Origin of the sequence: Pandoraea morbifera (assembly GCF_902459575.1) — a bacterium.
Classification (GTDB): domain Bacteria; phylum Pseudomonadota; class Gammaproteobacteria; order Burkholderiales; family Burkholderiaceae; genus Pandoraea; species Pandoraea morbifera.
Genome location: NZ_CABPSD010000002.1, coordinates 402,931 through 425,436, shown reverse-complemented (window position 1 = coordinate 425,436; position 22,506 = coordinate 402,931). Strand labels below are relative to the sequence as shown.

Genomic DNA, 22,506 nt, shown 5'->3' with positions numbered 1-22,506 from the left:
GCCCGGCACTCAGGTCGAATCGGCCGGTGTGAGCTCGCGATGGCGCACGAGCACGCTGGCTTCGGTGCGGAAGCGCTCGCCCAGTGTCTCGGCGATGAAAACCGAGCGGTGTTGGCCGCCGGTGCAGCCGATGGCCACCGTCAGGTAGCTGCGGTTATCGCGCATGTAGCTCGGGAGCCACTTTTGCAGATAATTGCCGATATCGTGGATCATCTCGTCGACTTCGGGAATCGCCGAGAGGAAGTCGATCACGGGCTGATCGCGGCCCGTGAGCGGGCGCAATTGCGAGTCGTAATACGGATTGGGTAGCGAACGGACATCGAATACGAGGTCGGCATCGAGCGGCACGCCGTGCTTGAAGCCGAAGGACTCGAACATCAGCGTGAGTCCGGTGTGATCGTGCTGCACGAACTCGCGAATCCAGCGGCGCAGGGCGCTTGCGCGTAAATTGCTCGTATCGATCTGGTGACCGAGCTCGGTCACGCTGTTGAGCATTTCGCGCTCTTTCTCGATCGCCTCGACGAGCGAGCCGTTGGCCGAAACGGTATCGTCCCCGGCCACCGACAGCGGATGACGGCGACGCGTCTCGGAATAGCGCTGTACCAGCGTTTGCGTGTTGGCGTTCAGGAACAGCACGCGCACGTCGTGGCCGAAGCGGCGCAGGCCGCCGATGATCGGCGGCAGATCGGCGAGGGCGCCGCCGCTGCGCGCGTCGATGGCAACGGCCAGGCGCGTGTAGTTTTGCGTCTCTAGGTACTCGGCGAGTTCAGGCAGGAACCGTGACGGCAGATTGTCGACGCAGTAGTAGCCCGCGTCTTCGAGGACATTCAGCGCGAGCGACTTGCCGGAGCCCGAAACGCCGGTAATCAATACGATCTTCATGACATTTCCCGGATACAACCCTCATGTTAAGCGATTGTGTCGTACGGGTGTCGAGCCGCGGAACGGGATAATGTTCCGCACGCGTCGCGCTCCGGAGCGCGAATTCGCGGCACGCCAACAAAAACGGCGCCGCAAGGGGCGCCGTCTGGCGGAAATCGCTGGGTGCCGGAGCTCGGCGGATCAGCCTGCCGGCTTGTTCGACAGGCACGACTTCATGAACGCCTTGCGCTCGTCGCCCTTCTTGTCGCCGGCCTGAGCGTTACAAGCCTTCATCTTTTCCTGCTGCGTCTGCTTGGCGGCCGGTGCCGGCTTGTTCGACAGGCACGACTTCATGAACGCCTTGCGCTCATCGCCCTTCTTGTCGCCGGCCTGTGCATTGCAGGCGCTCATCTTGCTTTGTTGCGAGTTGGACGCCTTGGGTGCGGGGGCCGGCGCGGCCGTCTGGGCAAACACGGGCGATGCGAGCAGCGGGGATACCAGGAGCAATGCAGCAAGTGCTTTCTTCATGATCGTCTCTCCATAAGGTCGACACGCACGGGGATGGGCCGCGTGGCGATTACAACATGAAAGAAAACGCGCCGCAATCGCGCGGCGTTGACAGAAAATCGCAAAAATTGCGGTAAACCCGGGGAAAAAGGGGACGGCGACGCGTCGCGCCGCTCAGAGGAGCTTACCTTGCATCCCGTCCGGGTCCTGCATGGCCTGGCGCTGGCGCTCCATGAAGTCCTTGAGCGTATCGATGCCGCGCAATTGCAGAATCGTATTGCGCACGGCGGCTTCCACGAGCACGGCAAGGTTTCGCCCGGCGGCCACTTGCAAAATGACCTTGTTGATCGGCAGCCCCAGCACGTCGACCGTCTGGGCCTCGAGCGGCAGGCGCTGGAATTCGCCGTCGGGGCGGCGAACCAGTTGGACGATCAGCTTGAGTTTCATCTTTCGGCGCACCGCTGTCTCGCCGAAGATCGTCTTGATGTCGAGCAGGCCCAGACCGCGCACTTCGAGCAGGTTCTGCAGCAAGGGCGGACAGCGGCCTTCCACGAAGTCCGGGCCGAGACGCACGAAATCGACGGCATCGTCGGCGACCAGCCCGTGACCCCGGCTGATCAGTTCCAGGCCGAGCTCGCTCTTGCCCAGGCCGGAGTCGCCGGTCAGCAGCACGCCCATGCCCAAAATGTCGATAAATACGCCGTGCATGGTGCATCGCGGCGCGAACACGCGCGAAATATACAGCCGCAGGCTGTCGATGACGGCTGCCGTCGACATTGGCGTGGTGAACAGCGGGGTCGAGGAACGGGTACAGCGCAGCACCAGGTCGGGCGGCGCTTCGAGGCCGTCAGCGACGACCAGGAACGGCGGTTCCAGGGCGATGACTTCGCCCATGTGGCGTTTGCGGTTCTCGTCGGTCAGGCGCTGGTAATAGCGCAGTTCGGCCTCGCCGAGCACCTGGATCCGGTTCGGGTGAATGAGGTTCAGGTGACCCACGAGGTCCGCGCTGGAGGTCGCGGTAGCCACGCTTTCGGGCGTGAAGCCGCGCTCCCATCCCTCATGGCCGGTCAGCCACGACAGGCGCAGCGTGGCCGCGTTGTCGTCGAATATGCTCTGCGCGTTGATGCCGGTCAGTTCCACCGCGTCGCCTCGTTCGGTTGGGTGTGGGAGCTACGGAATTCGTCTGTCTTTGCGGCGATACCCGTGAATATCGGCGGAAATCGGCGAGCCCTTGCGGGCTCAGGGCTGCCAGTTCGCGAGCGCGGCGTGAATGACTTCGGCGTCGGGCGCCGTGGTCAATGTCTCGCGCATCGAGCGATCGGAGAGCAACTGGGCAATTTCGGACAGAATCTCGAGATGCTGCTGGGTTGCCTGTTCCGGAACCAGGAGGAAGAAGAGCAGGGAGACGGGCTGGCCGTCGGGGGCTTCGAACGGAATCGGGTCGGCCAGGCGCACGAAGGCGGCCATCGGATGCTTCAGGCCCTTGATCCGGCCGTGCGGAATCGCCACGCCTTCCCCCAGCCCGGTCGAGCCCAGACGCTCGCGCGCAAACAGATTGTCGGTGACAAGCGCGCGCGTGAGCCCGGCATTGCTCTCGAAGAGCAGCCCGGCTTGCTCGAAGACGCGCTTCTTGCTGGTGACGGACAGTCCAAGCAGGATGTTGGACGCAGGTAAGAGTTTGACTAAACGATTCATCTTGTAATACGGGCGAACGCGTAGTCGCCCTCCAACCCCCGATTGACCTCGCATTATAGACCACCCGTCGCTGCGCCCGCGCCAACGCGCGGAACTCGTCGGGACCATACAAAAGGGGCCGTTCAACGGCCCCGCGGTGGGTGATGCCAGACTTATGACAGACGTAGGTTCGCGCGTGAGGTTCCGTGCGGCTTCTCGTCAGTGTCGGTCAATGCGACGACCTCTCCCGGATGGACTTATTGCAGCGGTTCCGCCTCTGGAGGTTGCTGGTGCTTGAGTGCCTCGCGGCCGTGATCCTGAACCTTGTCCTTGTATTGCATTACCTTGCGGTCGAGCATGTCGATCAGCTTGTCGATGGCAGCGTACATATTCTCGTCACACTTCTCGACGAAAATTTCCTTGCCCTTGAGATACACCGTGATGCTGGCGATCTGGCGCCCGGTCTTCTCCTTGGTCTTGTCGACAGAGAGGATCACCTCGGCGCCGATGAGCTGATCGAAGTGCCTCAACACGCGTTCGAGCTTGTTGACGACGAATTCGCGCAGCGACGGCGTGAGTTCGAGATGATGTCCACTGATCTTCAGATTCATAGCTGCTCTCCTTGCTGAAATGCCGAAGTGCAGGCCGCGTCACGAGCGACGCCGGCTGATGAGAGCCATTGGCGTGACGCAATGTCGCACTGCGGCGTAACGCCCCAGCGAGCCAACATGGCGCACCAGGACCGTACTACAAAGATTTGCGCAAGTTGACTGCGGGGATTCGCATGGCCTCGCGGTACTTCGCGACAGTGCGCCGCGCCACCACGAACCCTTGCTCTGCCAGCAGTTCCGCGATACGGCTGTCGGAAAGGGGGCTCTGCGGGTCTTCTGCTCCTATGAGTTGCTTGATGAGTGCGCGGATGGCCGTCGATGACGCTGCGCCGCCCGCTTCCGTGGCCACGTGCGAACCAAAGAAGTACTTGAGCTCGAAAGTCCCGAATGGAGTGAGCATGTACTTACTGGTTGTCACCCGTGAAATCGTGGATTCATGTAAACCCAGCGTATCAGCAATCTCGCGTAAAACCAAGGGCCGCATGCCGATTTCGCCATGCGTGAAGAAGTTCTTCTGTCGCTCGACGATCGCCTGCGCGACACGCAGGATCGTGTCGAACCGTTGCTGGATGTTCTTGATCAGCCATCGGGCTTCCTGGAGCTGCTGCTGCAGATTGCCGGTGCCCGGATCGTTGCGGTTGTTTCGCAGAATTCGCGCGTACATCTCGTTGATGCGCAGTCGCGGCATGACCTCGGGATTGAGTTCGGCGATCCAGTTGCTGCCCTGCTTGCGCACCAGCACGTCGGGCACCACGTAATCGGCCTGCGGCGAGCCATAGGCCGCGCCGGGGAACGGGTCGAGCGAGCGAATCAGGTGATGCGCCGCGCGCAGACTGTCCTCGCTCACGCCGAGCAGGCGACGCAGACGCGTGTAATCGCGTGCGGCGAGCAGTTCCAGGTGATCCGAGACGATGCGTAGCGAGAGCGTGCGCACGCTGCTTGGCGGAAGGCGCTGCAACTGCAGACGCAGGCATTCGGACGGCGTACGCGCGCCCACACCGGCCGGATCGAAGCTCTGCAGCAGCGCGAGCGCCGCGTTGATCTCTTCGGTCTCGAGCGCCAGCTCTTCCGGCATGTCCGCCTGGATTTCGTCGAGCATGGTACCGAGGTAGCCGTCTTCGTCGAGCGATTCGATCAGGAATTCGACGAGCGCGCGATCGCGCGGCCCGGCCTTGGTCAGGCGCAACTGCGCGAGCAGGTGTTCGCGAAGGTTGGGGTGATCGACATGCAACTGCGGACGCGCGTTGTCGTCGTCGTCTGAGGCGCTGCCCGAGCGGGCGAAATCGTTAAGACTCCAATCGCTGCCGCTGTCCTGGTTGCTGTCGTCGAAGCGGGTCTGGCCGTCGAGCTCGCGGGTTTCGTCATGGCCGTTGGCCGACTCGGGGCCTTCGCTGCCGCTGCTCGCCGACGTGCCGCGCTCGTTGCGCAGCGACCCGTCCGTGCCGACACGTACCGAGCCCGCGAGCCAGTCGTCCTCGCGTTCGAGCATCGGGTTCTGGGTGAGGGCGTGCTCGACTTCCTGCTGAAGTTCGAGCGTCGACAGTTGCAACAACCGGATGGATTGCTGCAACTGCGGCGTGAGGGTCAGGTGCTGCGAGGTGCGGAGTTGAAGAGTCGGTTTCATAGCGTGTCTCGCCTTCATTGTAGAGGCTTTGTCACGCCAGCGGAACCGGCCCGGCGCCCTATCGGTGGCAGGGTTTACATGCGAAAAATTTGCTTTACATCCGGAAATTCTCGCCCAGATACACGCGCCGGACGCTCTCGTCGGCCACGATCTGATCGGGGGTGCCTGCGGCGAGCACCGAGCCTTCGCTAATGATGTAGGCGTGATCGCAGATACCGAGCGTTTCCCGCACGTTATGGTCGGTGATCAGGACACCGATGCCCCGATCTTTCAGAAAACGCACGATTCGCTGGATTTCCAGCACGGCGATCGGATCGACGCCGGCAAACGGCTCGTCGAGCAGGATGAAGCGCGGTTGCGTTGCCAGCGCCCGGGCGATTTCCACGCGGCGGCGTTCGCCGCCGGAGAGCGACATGGCCGGATTCTCGCGCAGATGGCTCACCTGGAGCTCGTCGAGCAGGGCTTCGATGCGTCGCTCGATCTCGTCGCGCTTGAGCGGCTTGCCCTGGGCGTCGACCTGTAGTTCGAGCACGGCGCGAATATTGTCCTCGACCGTAAGCTTGCGAAACACCGACGCTTCCTGCGGCAGGTACGAGACCCCCATGCGGGCGCGCTCGTGAATCGGCAATTCGCTGATCAGGTTGCCATCGAGCTGGATTTCGCCGTCGTCGGCGGGCACGAGCCCCACGATCATGTAGAACGAGGTCGTCTTGCCCGCGCCGTTGGGGCCGAGCAATCCCACGACTTCGCCGCTTTTCACGTCCAGCGACACGTCCTTCACGACGGTGCGCGCGCCGTATTGCTTCTTGAGCGAGCGCACGACCAGCGCGCTCGGCTTGCCTGACGGCCCGGCGCCCGGGTTGATGGTCGAGGCGTTGTTGGCAGAATTACTCACGCGGATTCCCGATGCTTTTGGAGGGAGACAGCGGCGGCAGATCGCCCTTGGGGGCTGCGGCCGGCTTGCTGCCCGGGCCGCCGGTCGCGGGTGCGGCGCCCGTCGCATTGCGCGGCGCGAGCGTGGCGCGTACGCGGCCGTTCGGATTGTTGGCGTTGACCTGATCGGCACCGCTGTTCGCGGTATAGACCTCGTTGTACGTGTCGTAAGTGATCACGCTGCCATGGATTTCGTCGAGCACGCGCGTGCCGCCGGCCAGGCGCTTGAGCGTGGCCTGCGTGGTGAGCGTGGCGACTTCCGTCTTGCCGTTGTAGTAGATCGTCTGGCCCCAGCCGTCGATATATTCGTCGAGGCCGTCGCGCTTCTGGCGCATGTAGGCGAGGGGGCCGCCCGGCTTGTAGTAGGCGGTGGCGTACTGGTAGCCCTCGGGATCCTGAGTCACTTCGACGCGATCGGCCTTGAGGAGGATGGTCCCCTTGGTCATCGTCACGTTGCCCGTGAAGATGTTGACCTGCTTGAGGTCGTCGTAGCTCATGTGATCCGACTCGATGTTGAGCGGCTTGTCGCGGTCGGCGCGTTCGGCATGGGCGAGCGGCGACGCCAGGGCGCCGAGCACGGCGAAGGCGGCGGCCAGCGAGCGCAGGGCGCGCAGCGAAAGGGAAGCGGGTCGCGGATTGCGGCGATCGATCATGGGGTCTTGGGGCCCTGTTTGGTCTGGGATGGCGCGCCGGGCGTGGCGGGCGGTGCCGGGGACTTGTTGCCCAGTTCCGCCGGCTGGATCGTGCCGTGCACGTTGCCGAGCAATTGTACGGCGCGCGAGATGTTATTGAAAATCATGCCATCGCCATACATCACGGACATCCCGCGGTACAGCTGGACGGGTTTTTCCGTGCGGACGATGTCTTCGTTCACGAGCACCTGGAAATGTTCCGAGAGTGCGCGCATTTCCGGGTCGCGCGGGCCGGCCTGGCGCACCACCACGGCGTCGTCGTACAGATCCACCACCGACATGTCGGCGTTGAGCGTGCCGCGCTTGCTGGTGGCAGTCACTTCGGGCTGATCCGGGGTGAACGCGCGCACGGCGGGCATCGTCATCGCGGTGGTCTGGTCGTCCTCGAAGTGCGTCATGTGATCGGCGTTGACGCGATATTGCGTCATGCCGCTTGCCGAGAGCATGGAGATCACCATGTCGTCGGCATAGTAGTCGGGGATGTGTTGCTTGACGTACGGTGCGCGATCGGCGTCCGAGGGCAGCGTGCGCTGCACCAGCCAGTACGTGCCGGCGGCAAGCCCGGCGAGCACGGCGATCGCGATCAGCGAAGCAGGCGAGACGCGTTGAATGGCCATGGGGGGATGGGCTCCTTCGGCGCGGTCAGGCGAGGGCGTCCGCGAGCAGGGCGTCGTAACGCCCCTGCGCGCGCAGGACGAAGTCGCACAGTTCGCGCACGGCGCCGTCGCCGCCGCGCGTGGCGGCGATCCAGTGGCTGCGCGCTTTCACTTCGGCGTGTGCGTTGGCCGGGCAGGCGGCGAAGCCCACGCGCGTGAGCACCGGCAGGTCCGGCCAGTCGTCGCCGATGTGGCCGCAGACGTCGGCCGTCACGGACAACTTGCCGCACAGGTCCTCGAACGCCTCGCGCTTGTCGCGTACGCCTTGGTAGACATGTTCGACACGCAGGTCCGCGGCGCGTTTGGCAACGATGTCGGACTGGCGACCGGTAATGATGGCGGTGACGATGCCGGCTTCGGCCAGCAGTTTCATGCCGTGGCCGTCGAGCGAGTCGAAGGTCTTGATGAGTTCGCCGGACGGGCCGTAGCGCAGACCGCCGTCGGTGAGCACACCGTCGACGTCGAACACCATCACGCGCACGCGGGCGGCGCGCCGGACGGCGGCAGCCTCGTCGAATGCGGCGAGTGGGGCGGTACTGGGTCGATTCATGGGCAACGGACTCACACGACCTTGGCGGCGAACAGATCGTGGACGTTCAGCGCGCCGGCGAGGCGGCCGTTCTCGGTCACGAGCAACTGCGTGATGCCGAAGCGCTCCATGAGCTCGGCGGCTTCCGCGGCGAGCTGATCCGGCCCGATGGTGCGCGGGTCGGCCTTCATGACGTCGGCGAGCTTGAGCGTGCTGAAGTCGAGCGTGCGCTTGAACAGGCGGCGCAGGTCGCCGTCGGTGAAGATGCCCACGACGCGATCGTCGGCATCGACGATGGCCGTCATGCCGAGACCCTTGGCGGTCATCTCGAGCAGGGCTTCCGACAGGCTTGCGTCGGCGCGCACGCTGGGAATGCGCTCGCCGGTGCGCATGACATCGCGCACGAACGTGAGCAGGCGTCGGCCGAGGGCGCCGCCCGGATGCGAGCGGGCAAAATCTTCGGCGCCGAAGCCGCGGGCGTCGAGCAGCGTCACGGCCAGGGCGTCGCCGAGCGCGAGCGCGGCGGTGGTGCTGGCGGTAGGTGCCAGGCCCAGCGGGCAGGCTTCGCGGTCCACGTGCGCGTCGAGGTGGACGTCGGACAGGCGGCCCAGGCTCGACGCGGCGTTGCCGGTCATGGCGATGAGCTTTGCGCCGAGGCGCTTTATCATCGGAAGAATGCTGACGAGTTCCCCCGTTTCGCCGGAGTTCGACAGGGCGACGACGACGTCATCCGCCGTGATCATGCCCAAATCGCCGTGGCTGGCTTCGGCGGGGTGAACGAAAAAGGCGGGCGTGCCGGTGCTGGCGAACGTGGCGGCCAGTTTGCGGCCGATGTGCCCCGATTTACCCATGCCCGTCACGACGACGCGACCGCGACACGCAAGCAGCAGCGAAACCGCTTCGAAGAAGCTGTCGTCGAGGTGCGAAGAGACTCGTTCGATGGCGTCGGCTTCGGTGCGCAACACCTCCCGGGCGACCTCGAGTGCCCGGTCTGGATTGATTTTCGCTATCATGCGCGGAGTATATCAAAACGGACGCCGCGCCGAGGACAGCCGCACCACGCCTGGGATTGCGCGATTCGGGAGACGTCCCGAACCGTTCCGGTTTCTGCCTCGATCCTGCCGTCCGGGTGCAATCTGGCACGGCCCTTGCGTGAGAAGTGCCGCGCGCCTTCCAACTGACTCAGGAAACCGACCCCAGCCGATGGCTTCGCCTCTCGAACTCACTCTTGTCCTGCTGTTCGCCGCCTGCGTCGGGGTGGTGCTGTTCCGCATGCTTCATCTGCCGCCGATGCTCGGCTATCTGAGTGTCGGCATCGTGATCGGTCCGCACGCGCTCGGTGTGGCGGCCGACTCGCAGCGCGTGCAGTACCTCGCCGAGTTCGGCGTCGTCTTCCTGATGTTTTCCATCGGCATCGAATTCTCGCTGCCCAAGCTCAAGAGCATGCGCCGGGTGGTGCTCGGGCTGGGGGTATCCCAGGTGATGGGCACGCTACTCGTGGCGGTGGGCCTGGGCGCACTCGTCAACCTGTTCTGGTCGTTCTCGTGGCAGGCGTCGGTGGCGCTGGGCGGCGCGCTGGCGATGTCGTCGACGGCGATCGTCACCAAGATGCTCGCCGAGCGGCTGGAGCTGGAAACGGAGCATGGGCGCAACATCATGGGAGTGCTGCTGTTCCAGGATCTGGCGGTGGTGCCGCTGCTCATCGTGATCTCGGCGCTTGGCGGCAACTCGAAGGCGCTCGTGCTCGCGCTGTCGCTCGCGGCGCTCAAGATCACCGGCGCCCTCGCATTGTTGCTGTGGGTCGGACAGAAGCTGGTGGGGCGCTGGTTTCACATCGTGGCCGCGCGGCGCTCGCAAGAGCTCTTCATGCTCAATCTGCTGCTCCTTACGCTCGGTCTGGCGTACCTCACCGAACATCTGGGCCTGTCGATGGCGCTGGGCGCGTTCATTGCCGGCATGCTGATTGCCGAGACGCCGTTCCGGCATCAGGTGGAAGACGACATCAAGCCGTTTCGCGACGTGCTGCTCGGTCTTTTTTTCATCACCACGGGCATGTTGCTCGATCCCGCCATCCTGCTCAAGCAACCGTTGCTCGTACTGTTGTTTTTCGTTGGCCCGCTGGTCGTCAAATTCACGCTCATCGCGGGGCTGGCGCGTCTGTTCGGCAGCTCGCCCGGCACGGCGATCCGCACCGGCCTCGGTCTCGCGCAGGCGGGCGAATTCGGTTTCGTGCTGCTCAATCTGGTGATCGATCGGCATTTGCTCGATGCGTCGCTCTCGCAGGCGGTGCTCGCCGGCATGCTGCTGTCGATGTTGTGCGCGCCATTTCTCATCATCAACGCCGACCGCATCGCGCTGCGTTTCGTCGCCAACGAATGGATGATGCAGTCGTTGCAGATGACGAAGATCGCCACACAGAGCATCAAGACGTCCGGACACGTGATCATCTGCGGCTACGGCCGATGCGGCCAGAACCTCGCGCGCATGCTCGAACCGGAGGGCATCGCCTACGTGGCGCTCGATCTCGACCCGGACCGCGTGATGGAGGCGGCCCGTTCCGGCGAGACTGTCGTTTTCGGCGACGCCGCGCGTCGCGAGGCGCTCGTGGCCGCCGGCATTCACCGCGCCGCGGGCATCGTGGTGACGTACGACAGCACCCCGGCGGCGCTAAAGGTGCTCGCGCAGGTGCAGGCGCTGGAGCCGACGCTGCCCGTCGTCGTGCGTACGGTCGACGAGACGCACATCGACGATCTGATCGCGGCGGGCGCCACGGAAGTCGTGCCGGAGATCGTGGAGGGCAGCCTGATGCTCGCCTCGCACGCTCTCGTGCTCATGGGCGTGCCGATGCGTCGCGTATTGCGTCGTGTGGCGCAGGCCCGTAACGAGCGTTACAGCTTGCTACGTGGCTATTTCCACGGGCTCGACGACGAGGACGACGGCGGCGAGCGGGAGCAGGTCCGACTGCAGTCCGTACCGCTGCCGCTCAATGCCGACGCCGTGGGCCGCACGCTGGGCGAGCTTCGTCTTGACCGGCTGGGCGTGACGGTCACGGCCATCCGACGCCATGGCATTCGCGGCGTGGAGCCGGTGTCGGAGACCCGTCTGATGGCCGAGGACATCGTGGTGCTGCGGGGGCTGCCCGAGAAACTCGCGGCCGCGCAGGAGCGCCTGCTCGGCCACGAGAGCGAGCGGCGGCGCTGAGGCGGCGCGGCGTCGGATCGCAAATCCGCCGTCAGGGGAAAGTCGGGTCCTTTTTGGCATAATGTGGCGTGTTCCCCATCCGTTCCCCACGAAGGATCCCCGTGCAGATCGACGAGTCCCCTGCCGCCTATATCAAGAGCCAGATACGCACCGTACCCGACTGGCCCGCGCCCGGCGTGCAATTCCGCGACATTACGCCGTTGCTCAAGAACCCGCGTACGTTGCGTGTGCTCATCGACGTGTTCGTGCATCGCTACATGGCGCAGCGCCCCGATTACATCGCCGGCCTCGATGCGCGCGGCTTCATCCTCGGATCGATCCTCGCGTACGAGCTGAACATCGGCTTCATCCCCATCCGCAAGAAGGGCAAGCTGCCGTACCAGACCGTCGCCGAAGAATATGAGCTGGAGTACGGCAGCGCGACGGTCGAGATTCATGCCGACGCCTGCGGGCCGGGCGATCGCGTGCTGCTCATCGACGATCTGGTCGCGACCGGCGGCACGATGCTCGCGGGCAAGAAGCTGCTCGAGCGTCTCGGCGCGACGGTCATCGAAGGCGCGGCCATCGTCGACCTGCCCGAGCTGGGTGGTTCGCGCCTGATTCGCGATGCCGGCCTGCCGCTGTTCCTGTTGTGTTCGTTCGAGGGCCACTAAGGCGGCCTTCCCGCTTCGCCTGCTGAACCTGACTGCGCCCACCGCGCCAACTACGCCCCGGATCTTCCGATGCCCAATCTCTGGCTGTTTCTGCTGACCTCGGTGGCGATCACGCTCGCGCCGGGCCCGGACAACATGCAGGTTATCGCGCGAGGGATTGCGCAGGGCCGGCGTGCCGGCCTGGCGGCCGCTGCGGGGTTCACATTCGGTTGCCTGTTCCACACGACGGTCGCGGCTGTCGGGCTGGCCGCCGTGCTGCGCTCGTCGCCGTGGGCGTTCGAGGCGATCAAGCTCGCGGGGGCGGCCTACCTCGTCTGGATCGGCATCAAGGCGTTGCGCGCGCGCGGCGCCTTGACCCTGGCCGGCAGCGCGGCGCCGCAGCCGCTCGGCGCGGTGTTTCGCCAAAGCGTGTTCGCGAACATGCTCAATCCGAAGGTCACCCTGTTTTTCCTCGTCTTCCTGCCACAGTTCGTGAGCGCCGACGCGGCGCATCCTGGCTGGCAGATGCTGGTGCTGGGTCTCGTGTTCATGGCGCAGACCATCGTCGTCTTCAGCGCGTACGGCTGGTTCGCCGGGGTGCTGGGCGGGTGGCTCAAGCGTCGTCCGGGCGCGGGGCGCTGGCTCGATCGCGTGGCCGGGGCCATCTTCATCGGCCTGGGACTGCGCGTCGCGTTGCAAGGATAGCGGGCCTTCGGCCCGACATCCACCGCGCCATCAAGATTTCGTAGTCCAACCGACATTGCCCGATCATGCTTGCCGAACAACGCCAACAATACGTGCTCGAACAACTTGCCAAGACCGGGGCCCTCGCGATCAGCGACCTCGTGCGCGAGTTGGGTGTCTCGCGAGAGACCGTGCGGCGCGACCTCAATACGCTGGCCGCCCGCGGGCTCTTGCTCATGACGCACGGCGGCGCGCTCGCGGCCGATCGTAGCGAGCCGGACTGGACACTGCGCGAGAACGTCAATGCGGTGGGCAAGCGGGCTATCGGCGTGCGCGCGGCGGAACTGGTGCCCGACGGCGCCTCGGTCATCATCGATTACGGCACGACCACGCGCGCGGTGGCGCAGGCGCTGCTTTCCAAGCACCGGCTGCGCATCTACACGAACGACTGGCAGATCGCCCGGCTCCTCGGGCGTCACCATGACAACCGGGTGACGCTGCTCGGCGGTGAATTGCAGGACAACGAAGATGCCGTGCAGGGCTGGGACGCCATCAACCAGATCGCGCAATACCACGCCGACTTTGCCTTCATCGGGGTAGGCGGCGTGACCGAAGACGGCGGTATCACCGACTTCAATCGCGCGGCGGCCGAACTGCGGGCGCGCATGCTGCTGTGTGCGAACGTGGCCGCGGTGGTGGCGGATCACACGAAGTTCGGGCGCGTCACGCCGGTGCGGATTCGCCACTTCGAAGCCGCGCGCTATCTCATCAGCGACGCCGCGCCGCACAAGAGCATGCTCGCGCAATTGCGCGCCCGCGGCCCGGAGCTGCTGATCGCCTGATAAGCACCGGGTGTGGCGCCAGGCGGTCGCGTCCTCGCTCGCCGCACCCTTGCCTCGATCGCCAATCTCCGCCAATCGTCGCCAATCGTCCGCAGTGACCGGGCGGGGCTCGTCTGAGGCCGCGCGTGGCCGCTGCCGGGCAACGCCGGTCGGGCGGTGACCACCGCGCACGGCCCGGCACGTCCGGGGCGGTGGCGTTCGGCAAAACATGTAGACAAAATCACCTCTCGAAACGCCGGATGCCGGCGCAGCGACTCTCCCGACGCGACTGTGACGCCCGCGGGCAGCCCTGTTCAATCGTCTGAAAGCGTTCCCAAATCATTGACCCGATAAGGGTTTTTGTCGTCCACGAAAAAGCTGGCCGATTGTCACCGTGGTGTCATCGACGCTTTTTAGACTGCGTTCACTTTTGGCACAAATTGCCACAAAACAGCTAGTCGGAAGGCGCCGGCGATGCATCCCTTCGGGGGGGGGGCATCCCTCACGGGGCGCACCGCCCGGCAGGCGAACTGAACGACAGGTGAACCGTGGACGAAGCGATTCGAATCGAGCGACTGACCAAGACTTTCGGAAGCGGCCGACGTGCGCTCGATGAGGTGGCGCTCAAAGTCATGCCGGGCGAGATGATTGCCCTCATCGGGGCCTCGGGCTCGGGCAAGTCGACGCTGATGCGTCACATCGCCGGCTTCGTGGCAGCCGATCCGCAGCCGGGCTGCATCGAAGTCTTCGGCCGCCCGATCCAGCAGGATGGCCGCATCGTGCGCGAAGTGCGTCAGATTCGCCGCGATATCGGCTTCGTGTTCCAGCAGTTCAATCTGGTGGGGCGCCTGCCGGTGATCACCAATGTGCTCACCGGGCTGCTCGCCCGCGTGCCGCTGTGGCGCAGCCTGCTGTTCCGTTTCACGTCGGCCGAGCGTCAGGCCGCGATCGAGGCACTGGCCGAAGTGGGGATCGCCGATCTGGCGTTCCAGCGGGCGAGCACGCTCTCCGGTGGCCAGCAGCAGCGTGCGGCGCTGGCGCGCACGCTGGTGCAGGGCGCGAAGGTCATTCTCGCCGACGAGCCAATCGCCTCGCTCGACCCCGAGTCGGCGCGCAAGGTCATGGACATGCTCGCGCGCATGAACCGCGATCACAAGTTGACGGTCGTCGTCTCGCTGCATCAGGTGGATGTGGCCATGCGCTATTGCGTGCGCACGGTGGCGCTGCATCAGGGGCGCGTGGTGTACGACGGTCCTTCCTCGGCCCTCACCCCCGACCTGCTGCGCCGACTGTATGGCGTGCAAGCCGGCGAGCTGCTCAACGAATCCGCCGACAGCCCGGAAAGCACGGGCGTCGGCACGCATGCCAAGCCTGCCGACGAGCAGGCGCCCTTTCTCACTTCGATGTCCCTAAGCCTGAACTGACCAGGAGCTTGCTCTCATGAAACTGTGGAAAACCCTGCTGGCCGGCGCGGCCATGATCGCCTCGGTAGCGGCGGCGCACGCGCAGGAAATCAACTTCGGCATCATCTCGACGGACTCCAGCGCGGCGTTGCGCCAACGCTGGCAGCCGTTGATCGACGACATGGAGAAGCAAACGGGCCTGAAGGTGACCCCGTTCTTCGCGACGGACTACGCCGGCGTGATCGAAGGCATGCGCTTCAACAAGGTGCAGCTCGCATGGATGGGCAACAAGGGCGCAATGGAGGCCGTGGATCGCTCGCAGGGCGAAGTCTTCGCGAAGATCCTGTACGCCGACGGCACCGAAGGCTACTACTCGCTGCTGATCTCGAACGCGTCGAGCCCGTACAAGACACTCGACGACGTGATCAGGAACGGCAAGAAGATCAACTTCGGCCTGGGCGATCCGACCTCGACGTCGGGCACGCTGGTGCCGGGTTATTACGTGTTCGCCAAGCACAACATCGACCCGCGCACGTACTTCAAGACGGCCCGCAGTTCGAACCATGGCGCGAACCTCATGGCCGTGATCAACAATCAGGTTGACGTGGCCACGAACAACACCGAAGAGCTCAACAAGCTCGAAGCCACGCAGCCGGAGAAGGCCAAGCTGGTGCACGTGATCTGGAAGTCGCCGCTGATCCCGTCGGACCCGCTGCTGTGGCGCAAGGACCTGCCGGACGCGACCAAGAAGAAGATTCGTGACTTCTTCCTCGCCTACGGCAAGGATGCGCACGAGAAGGAAGTGCTCAAGAACATCTACAACTACGGCGGCTTCCGCGCGTCGTCCGATGCCCAACTGCTGCCGATCCGCCAGCTCGAGCTGTTCAAGCAGAAAACGCAGCTCGAAGCCGATACGAGCGTGGACGCGGCGAAGAAGAAGGCGCAACTGGCCGACATCGACAGCAAGCTCGCCGCGCTCGATCAGCAAATCGCCAAGACGAAGTAAGTCATACGACGTCAGTGGCATGCGTCTCGCAAATGCATCGATGCAGACGCAGTTCGACGTTCACTCGCAGGGTGGCGGCCGCTGCCCTGCCATCGAATCCGGCGGGCCCGTTGCGGCTCGCCGGATTCGATGCCGAACGAAATTTCGCCGGTGGCGTCGCGCGGCACGGCGCGGCGACCGGTACGACCTGTGGTACTCGACATGAACTCCAGCGTTCCCCTCACTGCAAATGGCCGTCTGCCGGGCGAGCCGCCCAAGCGTTCGTGGTTGTCCCTGATCGGCTGGGGGGCATGCTTCCTGGTACTGGTGTGGTCCTGGGGGGGCGCGGACATGCGTCCGCTCGACCTGTTTCGCGATTCCGGCAACATGAGCCAGTTCGCGCATGACTTCTTCCCGCCGGACTTCAAGGACTGGCGCGTCTACGTTCACGAAATGCTCGTGACGATCCACATCGCGGTGTGGGGCACGGCGCTGGCGGTGGTGTGCTCGATTCCGATGGGGCTGCTCTCGGCGTCGAACATGGTGCCTGCGTGGGTGTATCAGCCGGTGCGCCGGGCGATGGATGCGTGCCGCGCGATCAACGAGATGGTATTTGCCATGCTGTTCATCGTGGCCGTGGGACTGGGGCCGTTCGCGGGCGTGCTCGCGCTGTGGGTGCACACGACGGGCACGCTCTCGAAGCTTTTCGCCGAGGCGGTGGAGGCCATCGATCCGCGTCCGGTCGAGGGCGTTCGCGCAACCGGCGCGCGGGCCGTCGACGAAATCCTGTACGGCGTGCTGCCCCAGGTCATGCCACTGTGGATCTCGTACACGCTGTATCGCTTCGAGTCGAACGTGCGTTCGGCGTCGGTGGTGGGAATGGTGGGCGCGGGCGGCATTGGCGTGGTCCTCTACGAAGTGATCCGCAGCTTCCAGTACGCCCAGACATGCGCCGTGATGCTGATCATGATCGTCGTGGTCACCTGCATCGACGTGTTTTCGGCGCGCGTGCGAAAGATGGTCATCTGACGCCGCGACAACGCGCCGGGACAACGGACGGAACAAAGGGCGCTTCGGCGCCCTTTGATTTTTATCGCCGGACCCGGCCTTCGCGACCCGCTTCTCGTACTAGTATCGTCCTCCGGGGGATCGGCCGGCGATGACGGGTTGGACGATCGACAAAACCCTGAATCGGACGCCCGCGTGCATGTCGACAGTCCGCCGATCGCCGGCGAGTCGGCGCCCGGGGGAGTCGTTCTTGTTGTATGAACGTTTCGCACTGGGAGGCCAGACATGAATCGCGCACGCCTTTTCTACGTCATGGGGCCGTCGGGGGCGGGCAAGGATTCGTTGCTGCGCTATGCGCGCGAGCGACTTGGCAACGTACCGGTACTCTTTGCGCACCGCTACATCACGCGCGCGCCGGCGGAAGGCGAGAACCACATTGCGCTGTCTCGCGAGGAATTCGCGCAGCGCCGCGCGCTTGGATGCTTTGCGCTGGACTGGGAGAGCCACGATTGCCGGTATGGCATCGGCATTGAGATCGACGCGTGGATGGCGGCGGGGGCAAGCGTCGTCGTGAACGGCTCGCGCGCGTTTCTCCCGCAGGTCGTGCGTCGCTATGGCGAGCGGCTGCATCTGGTGGAGATACGCGTCGATCCCAAGGTGCGCGCAATGCGGCTTGCGAGTCGCGGACGCGAAACCGGCGACGCGCTCCACAAGCGCGTGACGCACCGCGTCGAATGGTCGGCACCCGAGGGTGTGCCGCTTTCCGTCGTCGTCAACGACGTCACGCTTGCGCAGGCAGGCGAGCGCTTGTTGGCGGTGCTTCAAGGTCCGGACAACGCCTGAGGCCGTGTTCGAAGGGCGTCCCGGCGTCGCCATGGACAACCCGGGATGGCCTGGGATGGCCGACCCCGGACGTCCGGCTGCCCGCCATGCCCGGCGGGGATGACATAGGTGTGTCGCATTTATCTGTTGCATTGTTTGTCGTTATTTTGCAAATTATTGCAAATGAAGTGCGCTTTGCGTAATCTCGGGGCATTGCACACGACATTGCCCGTCGCGCGAACGCCGTCTCGGCGCGGGCCAACCCGGGAGCCTCACCATGACCTCAGCACTGCCCACGCACGCCCGCGTCGTCATCGTCGGCGGCGGCATCGTCGGCTGTTCCGTCGCTTATCACCTGGCAAAGCTTGGCTGGACAGACATCGTCCTGCTCGAGCAGGGGCAGTTGTCCTGCGGCACGACATGGCATGCGGCGGGGCTTGTGGGGCAGTTGCGTTCGCAGGAGAGCATGACGAAGCTCATTCGCTACTCCACGAAGCTCTACAGCGAGCTCGAAGCGGAGACGGGGCTGGGTACCGGCTGGAAGCCGTGCGGCTCGCTGTCGGTGGCGCGTACGCAGGAGCGCATGACGCAGCTCAAGCGAACGGCGGCCGCGGCGCGCGCCTATGGCGTGCAATGCGACGTGATCTCCGCGCGAGAGGCGGGCGAACTCTGGCCGGTGATGCGCACCGACGACCTCATCGGGGCGGTCTGGCTGCCGGGAGACGGCAAGGCGAACCCGACCGATCTCACGCAGGCGCTCGCGCGCGGTGCGCGTCAGCGAGGCGTGCGCATTGCCGAGCACACGCGAATCACCGACATCCACACGGCATCCCCCAATGGCGTACGCACGGCGACGGGCGTGTCGTGGCGCAACAAGGCGGGCGAGACCGGCCGCATCGATGCGGACATCGTCGTCAACTGCGCGGGGCAATGGGCCAAGGCGGTCGGCCGGATGTGCGGCGTGACGGTGCCGCTGCATTCGGCCGAACACTATTACATCGTCACGGAGCGCATCCCGGGCGTGCATACCGATCTGCCGGTCATGCGCGATCCCGACGGCTACATCTATTTCAAGGAAGAAGTCGGCGGGCTGGTGATGGGCGGCTTCGAACCGAACGCCAAGCCGTGGGGAATGAACGGCATTCCGGAGAATTTCGAGTTCCAGTTGCTACCCGACGACTGGGACCAGTTCGAGATCCTGATGGAGAACGCGCTGATTCGGGTGCCGGCGCTCGAGACCGCACAGATACGCCAGTTCTACAACGGGCCGGAATCGTTCACGCCGGACAACAACTTCATCCTCGGCGAGGCGCCGGCGCTGCGCAATTTCTACGTGGGCGCGGGCTTCAATTCGATGGGCATTGCGTCGGCGGGCGGCGCGGGCATGGCTCTCGCAGAGTGGATCGTGGCCGGTGAGCCGACCATGGATCTCTGGCCCGTGGACATTCGCCGTTTTGCGGGCTTCAACGGCAATGACGCCTGGCTGCACGATCGCGTGAAGGAGACGCTCGGGCTGCACTACGCGATGCCGTGGCCGAACCGGGAACTCGATACCGCGCGGCCGTTCCGGCGCTCGCCGCTGTATGCCACGCTGCTGGCCAAGGGCGCGTGCTTCGGCAGCAAGATGGGCTGGGAGCGGCCCAACTTCTTTGCGCCGACGCGCGCGCAAGCGCGCATCGACTATCGATTCGGTCAACAGAACTGGCACGCGTGGAGCGGCGCCGAACATCGTGCGTGCCGCGAAGCCGTGGCGTTGTTCGACATGAGTTCGTTCTCGAAGCTGCTCATCAAGGGACGCGACGCCGAGGCCGTGCTGCAAGCCCTGTGCGCTAACGATGTCGCCGTGCCGCCGGGCCGCACCGTCTACACCGCCATGCTCAACGAGCGTGGCGGCTACGAATCGGACTTCACGCTCACGCGCCTCGCGCAGGACCAGTACCTGATGGTGACCGGTTCGGCGCAGACCACGCGCGACATGGATTATCTCGAGCGACGCATCGCGAGCCTGCCGGGCGACGCCCGCTGTACCGTCGTCGACGTGACGGGACAGTTTGCGGTGTTGGCGTTGATGGGGCCTAACTCGCGCATGCTGTTGCAGCAAGTGTCCGGGGACGATTTTTCCAATGAGGCATTTCCGTTCGGCACGAGCCGGGAGGTCGGGCTTGGCTATGCGACCGTGCGCGCGACGCGCCTGACCTACGTCGGCGAACTGGGATGGGAGCTGTATGTGCCGGTCGAATTCGCGGTAGGGGTGTACGAGACGCTGCATGCGGCAGGTCGGGCGTTGGGGCTCAAGGACGCCGGTTACTATGCGATCGAATCGCTGCGCATCGAAAAGGGATATCGCGCGTGGGGCCGAGAGCTCACGCCGGACACCAATCCTGTCGAGGCCGGACTGACGTTCGCGTGCAAGCTGGCGAGCGGGCACCCGTTCACAGGACGTACGGCCGTCGAACGGGCCCGCGCGAACGGCGTGCGCCGTCGGCTCGTGAGCGTGGCGCTCGACGGCGCTCACGACAAGATGCTGTGGGGCGGCGAGGCCGTGTTGCGCGATGGCCTGCCGGTCGGCTTCATCACGTCGGCGGCTTACGGTCACACCGTCGATGCGCCGGTGGGACTGGCGTTCGTGACCCATCCCGACGGGGCGGTGAGCGCCGCGTACGTCGAGACGGGACGCTATCAGGTCGATCTGGCGGGCGAACGCATCGACGCAAGGGTGCAGCTGTGCGCGCTTTACGATCCAAAGGGCGAACGCGTGAAGGCCTGATGGCTTCGAGCGTGCCGGACCACGGTCCCCGAGCGGGTGTGGCGCGGCTGTATCGACGGCGGCAGGATCGTCCCGCCGGTCCGGCATCGGGACCATGGCGCCGCCTTCGCGTCCCGGGAAATCGCTGCCACGGGCGTACTCGTCGCCGCTTCTGTAAAATGCCGCTTTTGCCTCGATTTCGCGTGCCTCGAAAGGGGGGCCGCGTCCGGTCTCTGACGTATGTCTTTTGCTTGTATTGCGGCGGCGCGCCGCTTCGACGACAGGGCGCATCTGCCGCTCGTGATCGGTTCGCAGCGTTACGGCTGGGTCCGCCGTAGCGATGTCGAGTCGTTGTGCCGCTGGCCCGACGTCTTCGAGATCAGTTCGCTCGCGGTGCGCATCCATCCTCGCCACGACACGTGCGAAGCCCGCACGGCGGCCCTCGCGCCGGTGGTCGAGACGCTGGCTGCCGAGGGGCGCATTACCGGCTGGCGCAACGAGCGCTACGCCATTCGCCAGCGGCTGTACGACGCCCCGCTGGCGTGGATCGAGCGGGCGGCATCGCGCTTTTTCGGCACGCGCACGTTTGCCGTGCACGTGAACGGCTTCGTGCCGGCGCGCTTCGTGGGCGAAGCGCCGAAAATGTGGATCGCACGGCGCAGCGTCCTCAAGGCGACCGACCCTGGTTGTCTCGACAATGCGGCGGCGGGCGGTATCGGCAACGGCATCGGCGTGGGCGACACGCTCGTGAAGGAATGCTGGGAGGAAGCGGGCATTCCGGCGCATCTCGCCAACGAGGCGCGGCCGGGCCGCACGCTGCACATCCTCGCGGAAATTCCCGAGGGCGTGCAGTCCGAGCAGATCTTCGTCTACGATCTCGCGCTGCCGCGCGGCTTCGTGCCCGTGAATCAGGACGGCGAGGCGAGCGCGCACTGGCTGTGTTCGGCCGGCGACGTTCGCGACGTGATCGCGCGGGGCAAGATGACCGTCGATGCGAGCCTCGCGAGCCTGGACTTCCTGCTTCGCGAGGGCGCCATTCGCGTAAAGGACTGCCCCGGGATCGAGGCGTTGTTCAAGCCGGCGGAAGAATAGCGCGCGATCGCGCGACCCCGGCTTTGCGCGTCGGCACGCCGCGCGCCACGAGGGCGGTCCACAAGCCGCCGAACCGACAGAATTTCAACACTGCAACGACATTGCAAGCCTTTGCCCAGGAGCAATCATGGCACCGATCGAAAATAGCTACATTCTGAAGTTGTCCTGTCCGGACCGTCCCGGCATCGTCCACACGGTGGCCGGTTTCCTGGTCGAGCGCGGTGGCAACATTCTCGACTCGGCCCAGTTCAACGATCGCTTCACCGGCGGCTTCTTCATGCGCGTGCATTTCCAGCAGCGCCCGGGCCAGACCGATCTCGCCTCGCTGCAACGCGACTTCGCGCCGCTCGCCGAGCAGTTCGAAATGCAATGGGAGCTGGTCGACGCCGCCATCAAGCCGCGCGTGCTGCTCATGGTCTCGAAGATCGGCCACTGCCTGAACGATCTGCTGTTCCGTTACAAGACCGGTCAGCTCAACATCGAAATCCCGGCGATCGTCTCGAATCACAAGGATTTCTACCAACTCGCCGCGAGCTACAACATTCCGTTCCACCATCTGCCGCTGATGAACGCCACACCGGAATCGAAGGCGGCGCAGGAGGCGAAGGTGTTCGAGCTCGTGGAGGAGAACAACGTCGACCTCGTGGTGCTCGCCCGCTACATGCAGGTGCTCTCGAGCGATCTGTGCAAGAAGCTCGCCGGTCGCGCGATCAACATCCATCACTCGTTCCTGCCGAGCTTCAAGGGCGCGAAGCCCTATTACCAGGCCTTCGATCGCGGCGTGAAGCTGATCGGGGCAACGGCCCATTACGTCACGTCGGACCTCGACGAAGGTCCGATCATCGAGCAGGAAGTCGAGCGTGTGGATCACACGATGGATCCGGAGCAGCTGACCGCCATCGGCCGCGACGTCGAGTGCGTGGCGCTGGCGCGTGCGGTCCGGTATCACGCCGAGCACCGCATTCTGCTCAACGGGCACAAGACGGTGATCTTCCGCTGAGCTTCGCGAAGCGCACGGACGAGCG

General features: G+C 64.9%; 22 protein-coding genes. 11 read left to right on the top strand and 11 right to left on the bottom strand.

Features of this window, described 5'->3' with window-relative positions; all coding sequences use genetic code 11:
- Nucleotides 1-9 precede the first annotated feature (9 nt).
- The 11 genes from rapZ to PMO31116_RS05300 all read right to left on the bottom strand — a co-directional run bounded on the left by rapZ (nucleotide 10) and on the right by PMO31116_RS05300 (nucleotide 9,100).
- Nucleotides 10-882: an RNase adapter RapZ gene (rapZ, locus tag PMO31116_RS05350; protein ID WP_150565805.1), complete on the bottom strand. Its 873-nt coding sequence runs from the start codon at nucleotides 880-882 to the stop codon at nucleotides 10-12.
- Between the two features lie 180 nt (nucleotides 883-1,062).
- A complete protein-coding gene (locus PMO31116_RS05345; RefSeq protein WP_023597765.1) occupies nucleotides 1,063-1,389 on the bottom strand; it encodes a PsiF family protein in 327 nt (108 codons plus the stop codon).
- A 153-nt stretch (nucleotides 1,390-1,542) separates the two neighbouring features.
- Nucleotides 1,543-2,508, bottom strand: coding sequence for an HPr(Ser) kinase/phosphatase (hprK, locus tag PMO31116_RS05340; RefSeq protein WP_023597764.1), 966 nt, complete (start codon nucleotides 2,506-2,508; stop codon nucleotides 1,543-1,545).
- A gap of 99 nt (nucleotides 2,509-2,607) precedes the next feature.
- Nucleotides 2,608-3,063: a PTS IIA-like nitrogen regulatory protein PtsN gene (gene ptsN, locus PMO31116_RS05335; protein WP_023597763.1), complete on the bottom strand. Its 456-nt coding sequence runs from the start codon at nucleotides 3,061-3,063 to the stop codon at nucleotides 2,608-2,610.
- A 236-nt stretch (nucleotides 3,064-3,299) separates the two neighbouring features.
- The gene (gene hpf, locus PMO31116_RS05330) at nucleotides 3,300-3,653 is read right to left on the bottom strand and encodes a ribosome hibernation-promoting factor, HPF/YfiA family (protein WP_023597762.1); all 354 of its coding nucleotides are present in this window, start codon (nucleotides 3,651-3,653) and stop codon (nucleotides 3,300-3,302) included.
- Nucleotides 3,654-3,789: 136 nt separating this feature from the next.
- Nucleotides 3,790-5,277, bottom strand: coding sequence for an RNA polymerase factor sigma-54 (locus PMO31116_RS05325; protein ID WP_150565804.1), 1,488 nt, complete (start codon nucleotides 5,275-5,277; stop codon nucleotides 3,790-3,792).
- 94 nt (nucleotides 5,278-5,371) lie between these two features.
- Entirely contained in the window at nucleotides 5,372-6,142 is a 771-nt protein-coding gene (lptB, locus tag PMO31116_RS05320; protein WP_028731000.1) for an LPS export ABC transporter ATP-binding protein, read from the bottom strand.
- A gap of 22 nt (nucleotides 6,143-6,164) precedes the next feature.
- Nucleotides 6,165-6,863: a lipopolysaccharide transport periplasmic protein LptA gene (gene lptA / locus PMO31116_RS05315; RefSeq protein ID WP_150565803.1), complete on the bottom strand. Its 699-nt coding sequence runs from the start codon at nucleotides 6,861-6,863 to the stop codon at nucleotides 6,165-6,167.
- The gene (lptC, locus tag PMO31116_RS05310) at nucleotides 6,860-7,519 is read right to left on the bottom strand and encodes an LPS export ABC transporter periplasmic protein LptC (protein WP_150565802.1); all 660 of its coding nucleotides are present in this window, start codon (nucleotides 7,517-7,519) and stop codon (nucleotides 6,860-6,862) included. Before lptC ends, lptA begins: the two co-directional genes overlap by 4 nt.
- Before the next feature lie 25 nt (nucleotides 7,520-7,544).
- Nucleotides 7,545-8,108 (bottom strand): KdsC family phosphatase, encoded by a 564-nt coding sequence (locus PMO31116_RS05305; RefSeq protein WP_150565801.1) that lies wholly within the window; start codon nucleotides 8,106-8,108, stop codon nucleotides 7,545-7,547.
- A gap of 11 nt (nucleotides 8,109-8,119) precedes the next feature.
- Nucleotides 8,120-9,100 carry a KpsF/GutQ family sugar-phosphate isomerase gene (locus tag PMO31116_RS05300; protein ID WP_023597756.1) on the bottom strand — a complete coding sequence of 327 codons (981 nt, stop codon included), beginning with the start codon at nucleotides 9,098-9,100 and terminating at the stop codon, nucleotides 8,120-8,122.
- 190 nt (nucleotides 9,101-9,290) lie between these two features.
- On the opposite strand from PMO31116_RS05300, the gene PMO31116_RS05295 reads away from it, so the two are divergent.
- From PMO31116_RS05295 to purU, 11 genes are all read left to right on the top strand, one after another.
- Nucleotides 9,291-11,288 carry a monovalent cation:proton antiporter family protein gene (locus PMO31116_RS05295; RefSeq protein ID WP_150565800.1) on the top strand — a complete coding sequence of 666 codons (1,998 nt, stop codon included), beginning with the start codon at nucleotides 9,291-9,293 and terminating at the stop codon, nucleotides 11,286-11,288.
- 101 nt (nucleotides 11,289-11,389) lie between these two features.
- A complete protein-coding gene (locus PMO31116_RS05290) occupies nucleotides 11,390-11,941 on the top strand; it encodes an adenine phosphoribosyltransferase (RefSeq protein WP_023597754.1) in 552 nt (183 codons plus the stop codon).
- 69 nt (nucleotides 11,942-12,010) lie between these two features.
- On the top strand, nucleotides 12,011-12,625 hold the full coding sequence (locus PMO31116_RS05285; RefSeq protein ID WP_150565799.1) for a LysE family translocator: 615 nt from the start codon (nucleotides 12,011-12,013) through the stop codon (nucleotides 12,623-12,625).
- A gap of 65 nt (nucleotides 12,626-12,690) precedes the next feature.
- The gene (locus PMO31116_RS05280; RefSeq protein WP_150565798.1) at nucleotides 12,691-13,446 is read left to right on the top strand and encodes a DeoR/GlpR family DNA-binding transcription regulator; all 756 of its coding nucleotides are present in this window, start codon (nucleotides 12,691-12,693) and stop codon (nucleotides 13,444-13,446) included.
- Nucleotides 13,447-13,973: 527 nt separating this feature from the next.
- On the top strand, nucleotides 13,974-14,849 hold the full coding sequence (phnC, locus tag PMO31116_RS05275; RefSeq protein ID WP_150565797.1) for a phosphonate ABC transporter ATP-binding protein: 876 nt from the start codon (nucleotides 13,974-13,976) through the stop codon (nucleotides 14,847-14,849).
- A 16-nt stretch (nucleotides 14,850-14,865) separates the two neighbouring features.
- The gene (gene phnD / locus PMO31116_RS05270; protein WP_150565796.1) at nucleotides 14,866-15,834 is read left to right on the top strand and encodes a phosphonate ABC transporter substrate-binding protein; all 969 of its coding nucleotides are present in this window, start codon (nucleotides 14,866-14,868) and stop codon (nucleotides 15,832-15,834) included.
- A 201-nt stretch (nucleotides 15,835-16,035) separates the two neighbouring features.
- On the top strand, nucleotides 16,036-16,842 hold the full coding sequence (phnE, locus tag PMO31116_RS05265; protein WP_150565943.1) for a phosphonate ABC transporter, permease protein PhnE: 807 nt from the start codon (nucleotides 16,036-16,038) through the stop codon (nucleotides 16,840-16,842).
- 264 nt (nucleotides 16,843-17,106) lie between these two features.
- A complete protein-coding gene (phnN, locus tag PMO31116_RS05260) occupies nucleotides 17,107-17,664 on the top strand; it encodes a phosphonate metabolism protein/1,5-bisphosphokinase (PRPP-forming) PhnN (RefSeq protein WP_150565795.1) in 558 nt (185 codons plus the stop codon).
- Between the two features lie 256 nt (nucleotides 17,665-17,920).
- On the top strand, nucleotides 17,921-20,410 hold the full coding sequence (locus PMO31116_RS05255; RefSeq protein WP_150565794.1) for a GcvT family protein: 2,490 nt from the start codon (nucleotides 17,921-17,923) through the stop codon (nucleotides 20,408-20,410).
- 219 nt (nucleotides 20,411-20,629) lie between these two features.
- Nucleotides 20,630-21,481 carry an NUDIX hydrolase gene (locus PMO31116_RS05250; RefSeq protein WP_023597733.1) on the top strand — a complete coding sequence of 284 codons (852 nt, stop codon included), beginning with the start codon at nucleotides 20,630-20,632 and terminating at the stop codon, nucleotides 21,479-21,481.
- A gap of 127 nt (nucleotides 21,482-21,608) precedes the next feature.
- Nucleotides 21,609-22,481 carry a formyltetrahydrofolate deformylase gene (gene purU, locus PMO31116_RS05245; RefSeq protein ID WP_150565793.1) on the top strand — a complete coding sequence of 291 codons (873 nt, stop codon included), beginning with the start codon at nucleotides 21,609-21,611 and terminating at the stop codon, nucleotides 22,479-22,481.
- The last annotated feature ends 25 nt before the right edge of the window (nucleotides 22,482-22,506 follow it).